Origin of the sequence: Pseudomonas sp. PLMAX (assembly GCF_046042685.1) — a bacterium.
Classification (GTDB): domain Bacteria; phylum Pseudomonadota; class Gammaproteobacteria; order Pseudomonadales; family Pseudomonadaceae; genus Aquipseudomonas; species Aquipseudomonas putida_AE.
On the sequence record NZ_CP064949.1, the window covers coordinates 3,698,298 to 3,714,513 of the forward strand.

Consider the following 16,216-nt stretch of genomic DNA (forward strand, 5'->3'; position numbering starts at 1 on the left):
TTGAGCCGGGCCTGGTTGATCGGCAACGCGCTGTGGATGCAGGCCGCCTGGTGGGCTTGCGTGCTGAGCGAGCGGCATCCCTGGCTGCTGCTGCCAGTGGTGGCGGGCTTGCTGGTGCATCTGGCTGCTTGCCCACGGCCGCGGGACGAAGCAACCACACTGGTCTGCGTGGGGCTGACAGGCTGGCTGCTGGATGCCGGCCTGGGTGCGCTGGGCGTCTTCGATTTTACCTCGCAACCCCTGCCCCTGTGGCTGGCCCTGTTGTGGCTGGTGCTGGCCAGCGGGCTGCGCAACAGCCTGGCCTGGGCGCGACGCCCGGTGTGGTACGGAGCGTTACTGGGCCTGTGCGGTGGCCCCCTGGCTTACCTCGCCGGCGCAAAGCTGGCCGGTGTCGGCCTGCCTTTGGGCACCCTTGGCACGACCCTGCTGCTCGCGCCGCTGTGGGCAGTGTGGCTGCCGCTGATCCTGCGCATGGCTGCACCCCGCGCGTGAATCCGTTTACGGCTGGCGACGGAAGAACAGCGTCACTTGTCCCACCTCGACGCCAAGCTTGCTCATGCTCGTGCGATTGATCATGGTGTCTTCGTCCATCAGGTACATCCAGTCGTCCATATCCACTTCCCAATGCCTGCCGTCGACCGGCAGGTCAAGGCGATAGCGCCAGCGCAGCGCGTTGCCTGCGGCCTCGCCGCTTGCCTCGCCGATGACGTCGTCCGCACGCCCACGCCAACGCCCGGCGCCGGCGGGCTGCAGCGTCCAGACCCGGCGCTGGCGCGTGCCATCGCTGTAGAGAAAACGCTCGTCGAGAATCAATTGCTGCCCCTCGAGACGGCTCTCGATCTGCACGTGGAAACGCTTGACCACCTCCCCCGAGCGATTCTGGAACATTCCCCAGGCCTGTACCGGCCGGGAGAAGAACGCTACCAGATCCAGCGCCGGTCGCTCCTGGGCGTAATGCTCCACGCCAACGTTGTTGCAGCTGGCCAGCAATAAGCAAACGAGCAGTACCAGTATTCGACGCATCTCAACCTCCTCAATCAGCCGGCCCGGTCATCCCCAGCAGTCGTTGACGCAACGGCTTGTCCCGCGTGCGCGGATCCAGCCAAATGTCGAAGAAGGCGCGGGCAAATACAGGGTCGTCGACCCGCCGGCGCAGCTGGCCGTCGACGTAGAACGTGCAGCCAAAGCCTGGGTGGTAGACCCCGGTAATGCGCATTCCGGGCCGGACATCGACGAAGGCTTCATGCATTTCATCGGACCAGCGCTGCAGGGTGGACTCCTCTGGACGAGCCGGTCCCATGCGACGCATTTCCTTGAGGCTGGCCTCAACCAGCGTGTCCCTGGAAAAGTCACGGTGATAGGTCAGTTCGAGCGCAAAGGGTTGATCCCAGGTCATCGGCAATCCCGGGCTCCACAACCGTGCGGTGTACAGGCTTATGCCGAACCAGGTGAAGTCGCCGCTGCCCACCAGGCGAGCATCAGGCAACGCGGGACGCCAATCCGCCCAAGCCGGTATGGCGAGTACCAGCAGCAACAGCCAGCATCTCGACAGGCAGTGTTTGAGAAAGCGTCTGGGATCGGCCAGGTTCATCAGCATCTCGGCTTTTGGGGAAAATCTATACAAGATTAGCTTAGTGTATAGATTTTACGCCCCTCCCTGTTGCTTACGGACTAACAAGGATCTTCCGTTCGTCGATTGCACCAACAAGCCCGGGAATCCGCTGAGTCCAGGACTCCTCGCCGCCTATCCTTAGTGAATCACTATCGACTTCACTGCTCATGCCTGACGCCCGCGCTTTGCCAGCACATTTCCTCAAGGCCGCGTGCTCTAGCTGAATTGTGATGGAGTTATGCCCATCGGCATGACCAGCCAGGAAGTTGAGCGTTTGGGCACCCGTTGCACAAGCCAGTGCAGGCGCACGCTCGGACGCTGGCGTCAGGGTCATTTCGCTGGGGGCTATCAACAGAATGCGTTTGGGCTTGAGCCTCGCCTGCCTCGCCCTGAAACCTGCATGCCAGAATGCAAACACGACTTCCCGTCAGGGGTTCTCGTTAACATGCAGAAGTACTCTCTAGACCGCCAGGACGGAGCATGGCACCTGATACAGAACATGTTCGGTCGTGCTGCCCAGCAGCTTGTCCATCCCATGGGACTGGATCCGGCCCATCACGATCACATCCACGTTGTGCTCATGGGCAAACTCGCTCAATGCCGTGACCGGATGTCCCTTGATCAAATGTCGACGATCGGCGGGCACCCCGAACTGCTCTGCCAACCTGAGGAACGACTTCTCCAAGTCACTGCGCAACGCTTGGGTAAGGTCGGCAAGCGTCAGGCCTTCCATGTCCGCAAGATAGGCGGCCGTGATATCGCAGGCGTACAGCAAATGCAGCTCGGCATTGCACTGCATGGCAAGGCTGCAAGCCTGCTTGATGATTCGCTCATTGAGTTCGTTGTCGGCTGATTCGCTGTCCGATACTTCGACCGCTGCTACAACCTTGCGGGGTAACACGAAGCCGCTCCCGCCCACCAGATAGACCGGTACCGCACAGTGACGTAGCAAGTGCCAGTCCAACGGGGTGAAGAAGGCCCGCTTGAGCGCGGACTCATGCTCAATCTCTTTGATCAGCATGTCGGGCTGCAGGTCCGTGACGTGATCGATGATGTCCTGCTTCATGTCCTCGGCCCACGTCACCTCGGTGGTCACCTCGATCCCTCTACCGTGCAGATTCTGCGCCTGGGTCTTGAGCCAATCGCGATGGTCCTGCAGGTAATGCCGCCGAGCGAGTTCCCGATCGCCCTCTTCAAGGAGCGACAACCATTTGAGCGAGGGGATCAGCGCCGCAATATGCAAACTCGCGCCGCTGGCCTTGGCCAGCGCTGCGGCATGATTCATGGCGGGGGAATGGCGCAGGACCGGGTTGATGATCAGTAACAGGCGTTGGTACTGGCTCATGATAAATCTCCATTCGATTCCGGCCATCGAGAAACGGCCTGGTTCAAGACTGCGCTCCCTCACCTCGCGCAGCTTGATTTACATCAAGCACACGCCAACCAATGCCGGCAAGCGCTCAGGATTGCAGCATCCTTCCTGGCTTGATCGCCAAGACACTGTACGGCGCCCGATGCAGGAGTCGCTCGGCCGTGGTGCCGAGTAATTTATTCAACCCCTTGCGCTGCACTGTTCCCATGACAATGAACTGGTCATTGAACACCCGATCCTGACCCTCATCGCGCAATACATCAATGATGGCCAGTACGTTGCGTGGGCGGGCATTCAGGAGCGTCGTCACCAAATGCACCGGCACAGGGCAATCGCACAGCAACTGCCAATCCAGCGGCGTGAAAAACACGCGTTGAACGCCGATTCTTCCTGGGCGTCCCTGGTGCAATCAGCGCATTTTGATAATTGAGTATTAGTCGCGCCCCCTCTCTAATGGCCTGAACTATCAACTCTTCGTTCATGCGTTCGAACATCTGGCTCTACTGTGTGCATCAGATCGAATGGGGTTTGTTCTGAGTATCCTTAGGTGAAAATCAACTAACTCAGCCGACCAGCTACCTGAGCTTAATACAGAATAACCACCATAATTAGCCATTGAGTTGAGCGCGCGGAAAACGCCCACAACAGAACAACTCGATTGAATCCGCCAAGGACGGAGGTATTCACTCGAGCGCAGTATTTCGCGAGAAGACAGGCGTATGCAGGCACGGCATTGAACGCAACAAGCAAGAAGAAACGCAGTTCATCCGACACCCAGTGTACCAGCCGCGTTACAACTCAATATAGATGCAATGGAACAACAGCACCAGCGCCATGGCGGCAACTTTCGCAGTTGCAAGAGCGATCAGCTGCTGTTGCGGTTATCAATGGCAGATCATTCAAGGGTTAACAATCGAACTGAGCGGGCGCAATTCGATGTTAGCTGTCGCGTGCGTGATGTCGGTAAGCGAACTTGCGGTTGGCGGGCGGGCAAGAGTTGGCCAGAGACACCTGTGCCAGCCGCCCCACACAAAACTGTACTTACGCACAGGAACACACTCATGCACACCATTCGCAACACCTTGGTGGTGGTGGATTCGCAGCAGTCCGAAGAGCTGATCCTGAACAGAGCCAAAATGATTGCCAGCGCCACCCAGTCGCACCTGCACCTGCTGGCCTGCGACAAGGGCGATCACCATTGCGCCTGCCTGGACGACATGCAAGGCGCCTTGGTACAGGAGGGTTACAGCGTCAGCGCCCAGCAGGCCTGGCATGGGAGTTCACACAAGACCATCATCGCCACCCAACAGGCGCAGGGCTGTGGCCTGGTGATCACGCAGCACCTGTCCGACTCCCCGCTGATGAAGGCCCTTCTCACCCCCGAAGACTGGAAGCTGCTGCGATACTGCCCCTGCCCCGTGCTGATGGTAAAAACCCCAAGACCCTGGACCGGTGGCACCATCCTCGCAGCCATCGATGCGGGGAGCACTGATGTAGAGCATCGCGTCCTGCATTCCGGCGTCGTTAGCCACGGCTACGACATCGCCGCGCTGGCCGGCGGCACGCTGCACATCATGAGCGCCCACCCCTACCCCATGCTGTCGGCGCCAGACCCCGTACTCCAACTCAAAGAGAGCATCGAGGCGCTCTATCGCGAACTTTGCAGGACATACCAGGCCGAATTCGACGTCAGCGACGAGCGCCTGCATATCGAGGAAGGTTCGGCCGACGTGCTGATTCCGTACATGGCGCACAAGCTCGAAGCCGTGCTCACGGTGATCGGTAGCGTCGCGCGTACCGGGCTGTCCGGCGCATTGATCGGCAACACCGTCGAGATGGTTCTGGACACCCTGGACACTGATGTACTGGTGCTCAAACCGGACGACATCATTACCCACCTGGAGGAACTGGCCGCCCGGTCAGCCAGTATCTCGACAGATACTGCCGCATTCTCCTGGCCGTACAAACACCATAACCATCGGCCACATACCTAGGAGCCAGGCTTTCATCAATACATTGGTGCCACGAGCTGAAAAAAGGCTGGGTCGATCCGGACTTCGATCCGGCCCGATGCCATCGGAATGCAACATGTAGGAGGTCATGCCCACGGTGTGGGTGGAGAGCGCCTCACCGTCCTACGAATCATGCGGCGGCCACTCGCTCGGTATTGCTGCTCACCTCGAATTGCCCCACCAGTTTCTGCAGCTTGTTGGCATTGAGCCGCACCGTTTCCGCACTGTTCTGCAGCACCACCACGGTCTGGCGCATTTGCGTGGAGCAGTGATCGACCTTGCTGATCGTCTTGCCGCAGTCGAGGCTGCGCTTGTTGAGCTGCTGAATGATGGCGAACATGCTTTCCACCGCCTGGTGCAACTGCACGTTTTCCGAGGAGGCATCTTCGGCCAGGCGCAGGCTGTTATCGACGTCCTTGACGCCCTCCTCCATGAAGCTGACGGCTTTTTGCGTTTCGTTCTGCAAGCCTTCGACCATGTGCCGAATGTCGTCGGCCGCCCGTGACGTGCGTGAGGCCAGGCTGCGGACCTCGTCGGCAACCACCGCGAAACCTCGCCCGTGTTCACCCGCCCGTGCGGCCTCGATGGCGGCATTGAGCGCCAGCAGATTGGTCTGGTTGGTGATGTCGCTGATCAGGCCGGTGATCTTGCCGATCTCGGTCATTCTGCTATCGAGCAACTGCACGCTCGAAGAAGAACGCTCGACGACATCGCGAATGGACTGCGTCCCTTCCTGCACGGCGAGAAATTGCTCGCGGGCGCGGGTGACCACTTCGTCCATCGCCTGTTTCATTTGTTCAGCGCTGGCAGAGGCCTGCTGGATCTCGCCCAACTGGTCTTCGACGATGATCATCATCCGATGCACCGCTTCGGCCACCTCGGTGGACGTGACACCGGCTTCCTGGCTGCGGCCCAGCATCATCTGGTTGGTGGTGCCGACGTTGCTGCTGGCCTTCACCACTTGCCCGACCACCGAGTCCAGGTTATCGATGAAACTGTTGATCCAGCGTCCCATATCACCGGTCTCATCGTTGGCCATGCGCTTGATGTCCAGACGCTGACGCAGGTTGCCCTCGCCTTCGGCGATGGTCCTGATCACGCTCGTCATCTCGTTGAGCCTTGCCGCGAGACGCTTGGGTCCGAGCCGGCTGAACAGCAGCGTGGCACACAACATGCTGAAGACCTCGACACTATCGATCACGCCCTGGCCCAGGCCGCTGTAATGCTGGACCAGGTAATTGCAGGCAAAGAGTCCGGTCATGGTCGCAACGTAGGGTTTCATCAGGCCGTGGCTGAGCGAGCGCCGGCGGTAGACCTCCTCCAGGTCGGCCTCGCACATCATGCCCCAGCGATCAGGTGAGCCTGGCAGCTGGAAGGTCACGCCCTTGCCGACTACCGGAATGTGCCGGTAGTCCGAGTAGCCGGGGTAAGTCACGAACAGGTTGGAGCCGGCGCGGATGGTTTCGAGTACGCCCGGGTGCAGTTGCTGGGTCGCCGGGTCGGTGAAGCGCAGCTCCAGTTCGGTGTGGCGCTGGATCTGCACGGTCTTCCAGGGGGTGTGTACACCGCTTTTGAGGTTCTCGCCGTGGCTGAAGGTGCCGTCCTCGAAACGCGAACGTGACAAGGCGGTTCCGGGCTCGATGGCCGGATCAAAACGCGATTGCGCCATGAACAGATAGTTGTCACCCGACTCGGCAAAAATGTGCCCGGCCTCGCGCTGGATGAGATCGCCCAACACATCGTTGGGCACGCGCCCGCAGAGGCAGCCCAGGACTTTTCCATTGACGCGCAGGGGCTGATAGAACATCAGCGTGACTTCGTCGTGGAAGCGCGAAGACGAGGGGCCGATTGGCAAGGTCAACGGATCGCTGTAAGGACCATGGAGGAACGGCGCTTTCAAGCCTTCAGCCAAGGCACGGGTGTGCTCGAGCCGGGTTTTGCCGCGGCGACTCCAGGTCGACACGATGACCTGGCCGCTGGCATCAACGACAAATAACTCGGAAAAATCTGCGGCCTGGTCGAGCTTGTCCGTTAGCGCAGTGCTGTCAAGGTTGGCGAAATCACGACCGAGGTTATCCGCCAGTTCCGCCAGGTGCTCCCACTGTTCCCGCGTCCAGTTCTGCAGCAACTGCACCCGGGTTTCAGCGATAGCCTCGAAGGTTTGTTCGATCACCGGGTATGCCGATCGATTGAGCCAGCACGACCAGCCCATCGAGAGTTTTCCGGCCTTGCCGAACCAGGGTAGCCAGCGCTTCTCGCTTGCGGACAACGGCATGAAATGACTTGATAGCGACATCCACTTAATCCACTGCGACATTGAGATGGCAATTGGACAGCAAATACCAAGCCAAGTCGTAAGCACACTAATCAATTCATCTCGCAGGCAAGAAGGTACTGGCTCCCGTGCCAGTCTTCGGCATTCACGTCCTCAAACGCCTGACGATGCTGCAGCCCGGCGTTGTTGATCAGAATGTCTATGGACCCAGGCGGTCTTCCAGCGCATCGATTGCCGTGTTTACAGGTCAGCTCACCAAAACCTGGGCACTGTATGCGAAGTCATATTGAGCCTTGATCACCAACTTCCAGGCACGGCTGGGATTTTCCTGCACTTGTCACCAAATGAAAAGAAACTGTCGCCGAATGCAGGGTCGCCGACCACGAAATCCGCGTAGAACACGTCGCGTATTCCTCTGATTTATATGCTCCACACCATAATAATAATCCGACCAGGGATCGCCCTTAATGCGCGTGAATTTGCCCGTAACCGACCATGAAAGACTGTTTCCCGCCGAACAACGCCTGATCTCCACCACCGACCTTGATAGTCGAATCACTTACTGCAATGACGCGTTTGTCGACATCAGCGGTTTCACCAACGACGAACTGGTCGGCCAGACCCATAACCTGGTCCGGCACCCCGATATGCCGCCTGGGGTGTTCATTCATATGTGGCACACCATCAAGCAAGGCAAACCCTGGATGGGGATTGTGAAAAACCGGGCGAAAAATGGTGATTTCTATTGGGTCAGTGCCTACGTCACGCCTATCTATGAAAACGGCCGCATGAGTGGCTACGAGTCGGTTCGCTCGGTGCCCACCCGCGACCAGGTGCGTCGGGCATCAGCGCTCTATGCAAGGATGCGTGCGGGCAAGCCGATCGTCGCGCTGAGTGCGCGGATTTTCCGGCCACTGCAGCACGGTTGGCCATTGCTGGTGGCAGGCGCGGTTTCGCTGCTGGCTGATCAGTGGCTGCCAAAAGCGTCGGCCCAGGGGGTGCTGGTGGTGAGCCTGGGGATTGCCTGGTACCTGATCGAGTCCCGACAACGCGGCGCTATAAAGCGCACCCTGGCCGAGCATCCGAAGGCATTTTCCGATCGGTTGGTCGCCCTCACCTACAGCGACAACCATGGTCCCCAGGGTCAACTGGACATGGCCATGCTCAGTGAGGAAGCCCGTTTGCAGACAGCCTTGAGCCGGCTCGTCGATGCCGGGGTCAGTGTCAAGGCCAAGGCGGCACAATCGTCCGAGCTGTCGGGATTGCAGGCGCAATCGCTCGATCGCCAGCGCAACGAAACGGATCAGTCCGCCGCCGCGATCTCGCAAATGGCTGCTACCAACCAGGAAGTGACGCAGAACGTCATCAATACCGCCCATGCCGCCTCGGAGGCTGACCAGTTGACGAGGGACGGCAGCGAATTGGCCGGGCAAAGTCTGCGCGCCATGGAGGCCATGAACGCGGCCGTCAATGAAATCGGCCAGGCGGTCAACGCGTTGGCAAGCGAGACGCAATCGATCGGCAGCGTCGTCGACGTGATTACGTCCATTGCCGAACAGACCAACCTGCTGGCGCTGAATGCGGCGATCGAGGCGGCGCGGGCCGGAGAGCAAGGTCGCGGGTTTGCCGTAGTGGCCGACGAGGTGCGATCCCTCGCCCAGCGCACCCGCACCTCCACCGAACAGATCCACGGCATCATTGCTTCGCTGCACGAAGGAGCTGATCGCGCAGTTTCGACGGCCACCCGCGGTGAGCAGATTTCCCGAGAAAGCATGCAGCGTGTCGAGGCGGTGCAGGCTGCCCTCGTCGGCATCAGCCAGGCCGTCAGTCGGATTACCGACATGAGCCAGCAGATGGCATCGGCGTCGGAAGAGCAAAGTCACGTGACTGAAGACATCAATCAACAGATCACGCGCATTGCGCAGCTGTGCGATCACAGTGCCGGACAGGCCAAGCAAGGTGCGGCCATCAGTCAGGACCTTGAAGAGATGGCCGAGTATCTGCACAGCCTGGCGGAGCGTTTTAACCGATAACCGTCAGTTCAGCGGCGGGCTGGCTCAGCCCGTCGCTGGTGCACAGGACTATGCAAATCCAAGGAACGACAGGACGACCACGACGACCACCACCAGCCCAACGATGTAAATAATGCTGTTCATCAGTCCACCTCTCAATCTGAACGGGATTGCGAAACGAGGGTGTGCCAACTTCCAGATTACCCACCTTCGCTTGTCACTCCATTCGACAACGCACAGGGCGCATTGTCCCAATCAGGCGTAGAGACACTATGCTTGTATGCAGCCAACCACTCCGGACATCGAAATGCTCGCCGACGAAACCACCCTTCTCCAAAGCTGGCACCACAACGCCCAGGCCTGGATCGAAGCTATCCGCAGCGGCGCCATAGAAAGCCGTCTGAAGGTCACGGACCAGGCAATCCTGCTGGCAATACTGGGCCGCCAGCCAGAGCGCGTGCTCGACCTCGGCTGTGGCGAGGGTTGGCTGTTGCGGGCACTGGCGGAACGTGGCATCGAGGCGGTCGGTGTGGATGGCGATGAGACGCTGGTCGAGGCGGCGCGGGCGGCGGGTTCTTCACCGGTGCATCTGGCCAGCTATGAACAACTGGTGGAGGCGAGAGTGGATGTTGGCCGCGACTACAACCTGATCTGCGCCAATTTTGCCTTGCTGCACCAGGACATCATCCCCTTGCTCGCGGCCACGGACGCCCTGCTCGCCCCCGACGGCGCGCTGGTGATCCAGACGCTGCATCCATGGACCGTGGCCGCGGGCGACTATCAGGATGGCTGGCGGGAAGAGACGTTCAGTGGATTCGACGGGCAGTGGCAACCCATGCCGTGGTACTTGCGAACCTTGTCCAGTTGGATCAATGCGCTGGACATGGCCGGTTTTCGGCTGGCCGGCCTTCAGGAGCCACAGCACCCGCAAAGTCCCGTGCCGCAGTCGTTGTTGTTGGTGGCCGAGTCGCGGCTGTAGAAGCTGGCTTGCCAGCGATGGCGGCATCACGGCCACCACCGCATCGCCAGCAAGCCGGCTCCTACAAAAGTGTGTGACTCCACAAATTCAACATACCCCCGCAAATCCTGTAGGAGCTGGCTTGCCAGCGATGGCGGCATCACGGCCACCATCGCATCGCCAGCAAGCCGGCTCCTACAGAGGTGTGTCACTCCACAAATTCAACATACCCCGCAAATCCTGTAGGAGCTGGCTTGCCAGCGATGGCGGCATCACGGCCACCATCGCATCGCCAGCAAGCCGGCTCCTACAGAAGTGTGTCACTCCACAAATTCAACATGGACCCGCAAATCCTGTAGGAGCTGGCTTGCCAGCGATGGTGGCATCACAGCCACTACCGCATCGCCAGCAAGCCGGCTCCTACAGAGGTGTGTCACTCCACAAATTCAACATGGACCCGCAAATCCTGTAGGAGCTGGCTTGCCGGCGATGGCGGCATCACGGCCACCATCGCATCGCCAGCAAGCCGGCTCCTACAGAGGTGTGTCACTCCACAAATTCAACATGGACCCGCAAATCCTGTAGGAGCTGGCTTGCCAGCGATGGCGGCATCACAGCCACTACCGCATCGCCAGCAAGCCGGCTCCTACAGAGGTGTGTCACTCCACAAATCCAACATACCCCGCAAATCCTGTAGGAGCTGGCTTGCCAGCGATGGCGATCCCACCGACGCCATCGCCAGCAAGCCGTCCTGTCCAACTTATTATTAATATTTAACGTCCCGGGCCGTGTCGCGGGTGTCCTGTTTGGTGTCGCGCTTGTCCTGGCGACAATCGGCACGGCTCTTTTCATCACCCTCTTTGCATTCTTCCTTGGTTTCCCTTGAGGCTTCGCGCCCTTCCTGCTTGGTGTCACGCGATTCCTGCCGTTGGTCAGCCTGGTCGGTCGCGTAGGCCGGCAACGACACGCCGTATACGCCAGCCGCGAGGGCCAGTGACGCCAGTGCAGCCATGTAAAACCTGCGAATCATGAGCTTTCTCCTGTTCAAGAGTACTCAATCACTGGTTTTTCCCGATCATTGACCGGAAACACACTTTCCAAAAAGATCCTCTGGAGTGGGAGTTTTAACGATAGTCGATACAGGCAACCCCACAAGCTCGGGGGCCTATACGGTCTAGAGCATTTTCTCCAGGCCGATCTTGTCGCTGAGCCAGGCCTTGAAGCTGCGCCATTTGCTGCCGGGCTCCTGGCGCAAGACACGCAGGCGGCCGTCGTCCTCAGCGATCCAGACCACTTCGCCGTTTTCCAGGCGGGCCTGGTAACTCACCGCTGGCGCCATGCCCTCAAGCGCCAGCTTGCGCACGTAGCCGGCCAGTTCAGGGCTGTCGACCAGCACCCCGACTTCAGTGTTCCACAGCACTGAGCGCGGATCGAAATTGAAGGAGCCGATGAACACCTTCTGCTGGTCGAGGATCATGGCCTTGGTGTGCAGGCTGGAGTCCGAGCCACCACTGAGGCCAAAGGAAGAAGAACCACCGCTGGGGTCGTCCGGTTGGCGCCGCAGCTCATAGAGCTTCACCCCATGTTCGAGCAGGCGCTTGCGATAAGGCGCATAGCCGCCATGCACCGCCGGCACATCGGTGGCTTCCAGTGAGTTGGTCAACAGGCGCACATCGACCCCGGCATCGGCACGCCCGAGGAGGTAGCGCATGCCGGATTGTTGTGGGACGAAGTATGCCGAGATCAGGATCAGCTCTTTATTGACTCTATCGAGCTCAGGCCGCAGTTGCGTGGTCATCAATAGCGCGCGAGCCGGTTCGTCGTCGGCCAGGACTTTGCTCGGGGCGTCCCACATCGCCGTGGCATTGGCCCAGATCAGCTCCTGACGCCAAATCGCCAGTTGCGGTTGAGTGCGGTAGGTCATGAGGTGGTCGTACAGGGCCTGGTTTTCGATACGCGTGCTCTGCAGTGATTGTTCCAGGCGTTGCCGACTCTCCTGCAAGTCTTGAGCTGTCGGCTTGACGATCAGGAAGTCACTGATCGACCGGCTCAGGGCGCTGTTCCAGTATTGGTCGAAGCTGTGGCCCAGTTGATCGGCGACCGGACCGAGGCACAGCAGGTCCATGTCGGTGAAGTTGAGATCGGGCTTGGCGTCGAAATACTCATCCCCCAGGTTGCGGCCGCCGACGATCGCCGCGCTGTTGTCGGCCAGCCACAGTTTGTTGTGCATGCGCCGGTGCTGCTGCGACAGATTGAGCAGGCGGCCCATGGTGCGGGTCACCAGTGTGCTGCGCCCCAGATGCAAAGGGTTGAACACGCGGATATGGATGTTAGGGTGCACGGCCAGGGTCGCAATGACTTCTTCCTGGCCATCGCTGGCGGTGTCATCGAGCAATACGCGAATCCGCACGCCGCGATCGGCCGCCAGCAGCAGTTCCCACACCAGCGCCCGGGTGCTCAGGCCGTTGTGCACGATGTAGTACTGCACATCGAGGCTTTTCTGCGCATTGCGGATCAACTCGGCACGCGCCCGGAACGCTTCACTGCTGTTTGGCAGCAGGCGAAAACCCGAGCGTCCCTCATGCTGGGCGGCCGCGGCCTGGATCGAACGCCCGAATGCCGATTCGCTGGCGGGTATGGCCTTACTGAACTCGTGGGGCAAGCGCGTTGGGGTGGCGCAGCCGGCGAGCAGCAGGGTGAGCAACAGCGCGGGGACGAACAAAGACATGGACAAGGGGCTCGTCCTCAACCTCGACGGGATGGGTGTTGACTTACTTCAGTAAAGCCCCGTTCAAGCGCGGTATTGCGATATTTTGCGATAGTTCCCGGCAGTGCCGGTTTTTTTTCATGAAGGCTATTGGCTTCCATGGATGAGCTACCATAGCTAAACCGTTTTTTTTCTTTCGGGAGAAGATTATGCATCGATTGGTTAAACCGTCGGATTATGTTCTTCAGACTGCAATGGACAAAATGGTGTACATCCTGCCTTGGGAACGCCGACATTGCCCTGGTAATCCTACGGATGAGCCTGAGCAAGGCGCCCTGCTCTATAACCAATACATCCTGAACTTCCTTCATGGCCTGGAACCTCGAACGCCGGGTGAACGAATCATTGAAATTGCGCAATGGTGCCTGGCGTTAGCCGGAGAGCCTGCCAGGGCCCTGGCCGATGATTTGTCTGCGGCCTACCTCAGTCGGTACAGCTTTGTGCTGGCTGATATCTCAAGATACGATGATGAATCGAGAGAACTTCGCGGGCACCTGGCGCTCTGGCCTGACGAAATAAAAAAGATGCCAGCCAATCTGGTGATGGCTTTGCGAGCCCGGGCTGCAGGCCTTTTGTTGGGCTGACGCCCGGGATAACCAGAAATTGGGGCAGGCCAGCAAATAGACAGCTGCTGGCGCTCCCCAAGTGGTCAGGTCGTGAGATTCGGGATAGTCTCTGAGCGACATTATTTCGAACAGCCGAGCCATGACCCGCGCAGAGTTTTCGCCAGACGTTGAAGCCATCCGCACCATCGATGCCGTTCCAGTCATCCTGAGCATGGTCAAGCATCTCACCGGCATGCGCTTCGCCGCGGTAGCGAGAGTCACCGAAAGAAGCTGGGTGGCCTGCGCCGTCGATGATTCAATCGATTTCGGCCTCAAGCCCGGCGGCGAGCTGGTCGTCGAGTCAACCATCTGCCACGAGATTCGCCAGCACCGGCAGCCCGTCATCTTCGGCCACGCCAGTGCGCACCCGGTTTTCTCGTTGCACCACACCCCCAGGACCTATGCGTTGGAGAGCTATATCTCCATTCCCATCATCAGGGCCAATGGCGAATTTTTCGGCACCCTGTGTGCCATCGACTCCGTGCCGGCGAATCTCGATGAGCCCGCGATCGCCAAGTCACTCACCCTCTTCGCCCAACTGATCGCGATGAGTCTCGACGCCCAAAGCCATCTGCAGGCGACGCAAACCGCACTGGTCAATGCCCATGAACACGCAAGGCTGCACGAGCAGTTCGTCGCCGTCCTCGGCCATGACCTTCGCACGCCCCTGAGCGCGATCCGGATGAGCGCTGATCTGCTGGAAACCAGGGCAACGGAAAAACGCTCACTGAACCTGATTGCAGCGATCCGCAATAGCTCGACTCGAATGGGTGCACTGATCGAGAACGTGCTGGATTTTGCCCGGGGAAGGATGGGTGGCGGGATTCCGGTCAAGCGCCAACTGGTCGATGACCTGGGTCGCACGCTCAAACTGACGCTGGACGAAGTACAGGCCTCTCACCCCGAAGCGAAATTGACCCACGACCTGGATGTTCCGACCGGCGTCTATTGCGACGCGCTGCGCATCAGCCAGTTGCTTTCAAATCTCCTGGGCAATGCAGTGACCCATGGCTCGACAGCGGAACCTATCCGCGTGCAGGCCCATGCCGAGGGGAATGAGATGGTCATATCGGTGAGCAATCAGGGTGCCCCGATTCCACCGGCGTTGATGCCATTGCTGTTTGAACCCTTTACCCGGTCGCAAGCTGGGCAGCGCGGCGAAGGCCTGGGCTTGGGACTTTACATCGCTGCCCAGATCGCCACCGCGCACAAAGGTAGCTTGAGCGTTACCTCGACGCTGGAAGCAGGCACCTGTTTCGTCGCAAGATTCCCGGCTGACTTCAAATGGATCAGTTGAATTTTTCTGAACTAACCTCCGTCTGCACTCCTCTCCCGCTTACCATCAAACCCATGAGAGGGGCAGGACGTCATGAGAGCACTCACCTATCACGGCGCGCATAGCGTCAAAGTCGACACCGTCCCCGATCCGGTTATCGAGGACAGCGACGACATCATCCTTCGCGTCACCGCCACGGCAATCTGTGGTTCGGACCTGCATCTGTATCGCGGGAAGATCCCGACCGTCGAGCATGGCGATATCTTCGGTCATGAGTTCATGGGCATCGTTGAAGAAACGGGCTCGGCCGTCACTGCCGTGCAACCCGGCGACCGAGTGGTGATCCCCTTCGTTATCGCTTGCGGCAGCTGCTTTTTCTGCCAGATGGACCTGTTCGCCGCCTGTGAAAAGACCAACACGGGGCGTGGCGCGATCCTCAACAAGAAAGCCATTCCATCGGGTGCCGCGCTGTTTGGGTTCAGCCACATGTATGGCGGCATCCCTGGCGGCCAGTCGGAATACGTGCGTGTGCCCAAAGCCAACACCGGGCCGTTCAAAGTCCCGGGCACCCTGTCCGACGAGAAGGTGCTGTTCCTTTCGGACATCTTGCCTACCGCCTTCCAGGCCGTGACCAACACCGGCATCGGCAACGGCTCGAGCATCGCCATCTATGGCGCAGGTCCGGTCGGCCTGTTGAGTGCAGCCTGCGCCAGAATGCTCGGTGCAGAACAGATTTTCATGGTCGATCACCACCCTTACCGCCTGGCTTACGCGCAGAAGACCTATGGCGTGATACCGATCAACTTCGATGAAGATGCCGACCCCGCCGACACCATCGTGCGCCAGACCAAAGGCATGCGCGGCGTGGATGGCGTGGTCGATGCGGTGGGTTTCGAAGCCAAGGGCAGCACCACCGAGACCGTGCTCGCCACGCTAAAGCTCGAAGGCAGCAGCGGCAAGGCATTGCGTCAGTGCATTGCAGCGGTACGACGTGGCGGGGTGGTGAGCGTGCCGGGTGTGTACTCCGGGTTCATCCATGGCTTCCTGTTTGGCGACGCCTTCGATAAAGGGCTGACCTTCAGGATGGGCCAGACCCATGTACAGCGTTATCTGCCGGAGCTTCTCGAACACATAGAGATGGGGCGCCTTAGCCCTGAGGTCATTATCAGCCATCGACTGTCGCTGGAGCAGGCCGCCGAGGGCTACAGGATGTTCGACAAGAAGGAAGACGATTGCAGGAAGGTCATCCTGACACCGGACGATAACCGGATTGCGTTGCCCGAGAGCGACGACACCGCCGCAGTCCTGGCGACCTGAGAATGCTCCC

13 protein-coding genes and 2 pseudogenes are annotated in these 16,216 nt (G+C 59.6%); 8 read left to right on the forward strand and 7 right to left on the reverse strand.

Annotation, left to right across the window (positions count from 1 at the left end; all coding sequences use genetic code 11):
* Positions 1 to 492: a DUF2878 domain-containing protein gene (locus DKB71_RS16995; RefSeq protein WP_408596058.1), complete on the forward strand. Its 492-nt coding sequence runs from the start codon at positions 1 to 3 to the stop codon at positions 490 to 492.
* 6 nt (positions 493 to 498) lie between these two features.
* Here DKB71_RS16995 and DKB71_RS17000 read toward each other — a convergent pair whose 3' ends face one another.
* The 4 genes and pseudogenes from DKB71_RS17000 to DKB71_RS17015 form a co-directional block, all read right to left on the reverse strand.
* Entirely contained in the window at positions 499 to 1,023 is a 525-nt protein-coding gene (locus DKB71_RS17000; protein ID WP_274075180.1) for a DUF3833 domain-containing protein, read from the reverse strand.
* A 10-nt stretch (positions 1,024 to 1,033) separates the two neighbouring features.
* Positions 1,034 to 1,591, reverse strand: a complete 558-nt coding sequence (locus DKB71_RS17005) for a chalcone isomerase family protein (protein ID WP_408596061.1) — start codon at positions 1,589 to 1,591, stop codon at positions 1,034 to 1,036.
* 481 nt (positions 1,592 to 2,072) lie between these two features.
* Positions 2,073 to 2,957 (reverse strand): universal stress protein, encoded by an 885-nt coding sequence (locus DKB71_RS17010; protein ID WP_408601114.1) that lies wholly within the window; start codon positions 2,955 to 2,957, stop codon positions 2,073 to 2,075.
* Positions 2,958 to 3,072: 115 nt separating this feature from the next.
* Positions 3,073 to 3,386, reverse strand: a pseudogene (locus DKB71_RS17015) (universal stress protein); the annotation flags it as partial.
* Positions 3,387 to 4,045: 659 nt separating this feature from the next.
* On the opposite strand from DKB71_RS17015, the gene DKB71_RS17020 reads away from it, so the two are divergent.
* Entirely contained in the window at positions 4,046 to 4,978 is a 933-nt protein-coding gene (locus tag DKB71_RS17020; RefSeq protein ID WP_408596063.1) for a universal stress protein, read from the forward strand.
* A 148-nt stretch (positions 4,979 to 5,126) separates the two neighbouring features.
* On the opposite strand, the gene DKB71_RS17025 is transcribed toward DKB71_RS17020, so the two are convergent.
* Positions 5,127 to 7,313 (reverse strand): methyl-accepting chemotaxis protein, encoded by a 2,187-nt coding sequence (locus DKB71_RS17025; protein WP_408596065.1) that lies wholly within the window; start codon positions 7,311 to 7,313, stop codon positions 5,127 to 5,129.
* Positions 7,314 to 7,738: 425 nt separating this feature from the next.
* Between DKB71_RS17025 and DKB71_RS17030 the strand changes: the two are divergent.
* From DKB71_RS17030 to DKB71_RS17040, 3 genes and pseudogenes are all read left to right on the forward strand, one after another.
* A pseudogene (locus tag DKB71_RS17030) lies at positions 7,739 to 8,029 on the forward strand (PAS domain-containing protein); the annotation flags it as partial.
* A 132-nt stretch (positions 8,030 to 8,161) separates the two neighbouring features.
* Positions 8,162 to 9,304 (forward strand): methyl-accepting chemotaxis protein, encoded by a 1,143-nt coding sequence (locus tag DKB71_RS17035; RefSeq protein WP_408601115.1) that lies wholly within the window; start codon positions 8,162 to 8,164, stop codon positions 9,302 to 9,304.
* 286 nt (positions 9,305 to 9,590) lie between these two features.
* Positions 9,591 to 10,262: a class I SAM-dependent methyltransferase gene (locus DKB71_RS17040; RefSeq protein ID WP_408601116.1), complete on the forward strand. Its 672-nt coding sequence runs from the start codon at positions 9,591 to 9,593 to the stop codon at positions 10,260 to 10,262.
* Positions 10,263 to 11,007: 745 nt separating this feature from the next.
* Here the strand turns inward: DKB71_RS17040 and DKB71_RS17045 are convergent.
* Together DKB71_RS17045 and DKB71_RS17050 are read right to left on the reverse strand one after the other, a co-directional pair.
* Positions 11,008 to 11,271, reverse strand: a complete 264-nt coding sequence (locus DKB71_RS17045) for a hypothetical protein (RefSeq protein WP_274075709.1) — start codon at positions 11,269 to 11,271, stop codon at positions 11,008 to 11,010.
* A gap of 144 nt (positions 11,272 to 11,415) precedes the next feature.
* Positions 11,416 to 12,969: a phospholipase D family protein gene (locus DKB71_RS17050; RefSeq protein ID WP_408596067.1), complete on the reverse strand. Its 1,554-nt coding sequence runs from the start codon at positions 12,967 to 12,969 to the stop codon at positions 11,416 to 11,418.
* Positions 12,970 to 13,157: 188 nt separating this feature from the next.
* Between DKB71_RS17050 and DKB71_RS17055 the strand changes: the two genes are divergently transcribed.
* The 3 genes from DKB71_RS17055 to DKB71_RS17065 all read left to right on the forward strand — a co-directional run bounded on the left by DKB71_RS17055 (position 13,158) and on the right by DKB71_RS17065 (position 16,206).
* Positions 13,158 to 13,592 (forward strand): hypothetical protein, encoded by a 435-nt coding sequence (locus DKB71_RS17055; RefSeq protein ID WP_274075711.1) that lies wholly within the window; start codon positions 13,158 to 13,160, stop codon positions 13,590 to 13,592.
* Between the two features lie 121 nt (positions 13,593 to 13,713).
* Positions 13,714 to 14,910: an ATP-binding protein gene (locus DKB71_RS17060; protein WP_408596070.1), complete on the forward strand. Its 1,197-nt coding sequence runs from the start codon at positions 13,714 to 13,716 to the stop codon at positions 14,908 to 14,910.
* A gap of 72 nt (positions 14,911 to 14,982) precedes the next feature.
* Positions 14,983 to 16,206 (forward strand): zinc-dependent alcohol dehydrogenase, encoded by a 1,224-nt coding sequence (locus tag DKB71_RS17065; protein WP_408596072.1) that lies wholly within the window; start codon positions 14,983 to 14,985, stop codon positions 16,204 to 16,206.
* Positions 16,207 to 16,216: the final 10 nt, after the last annotated feature.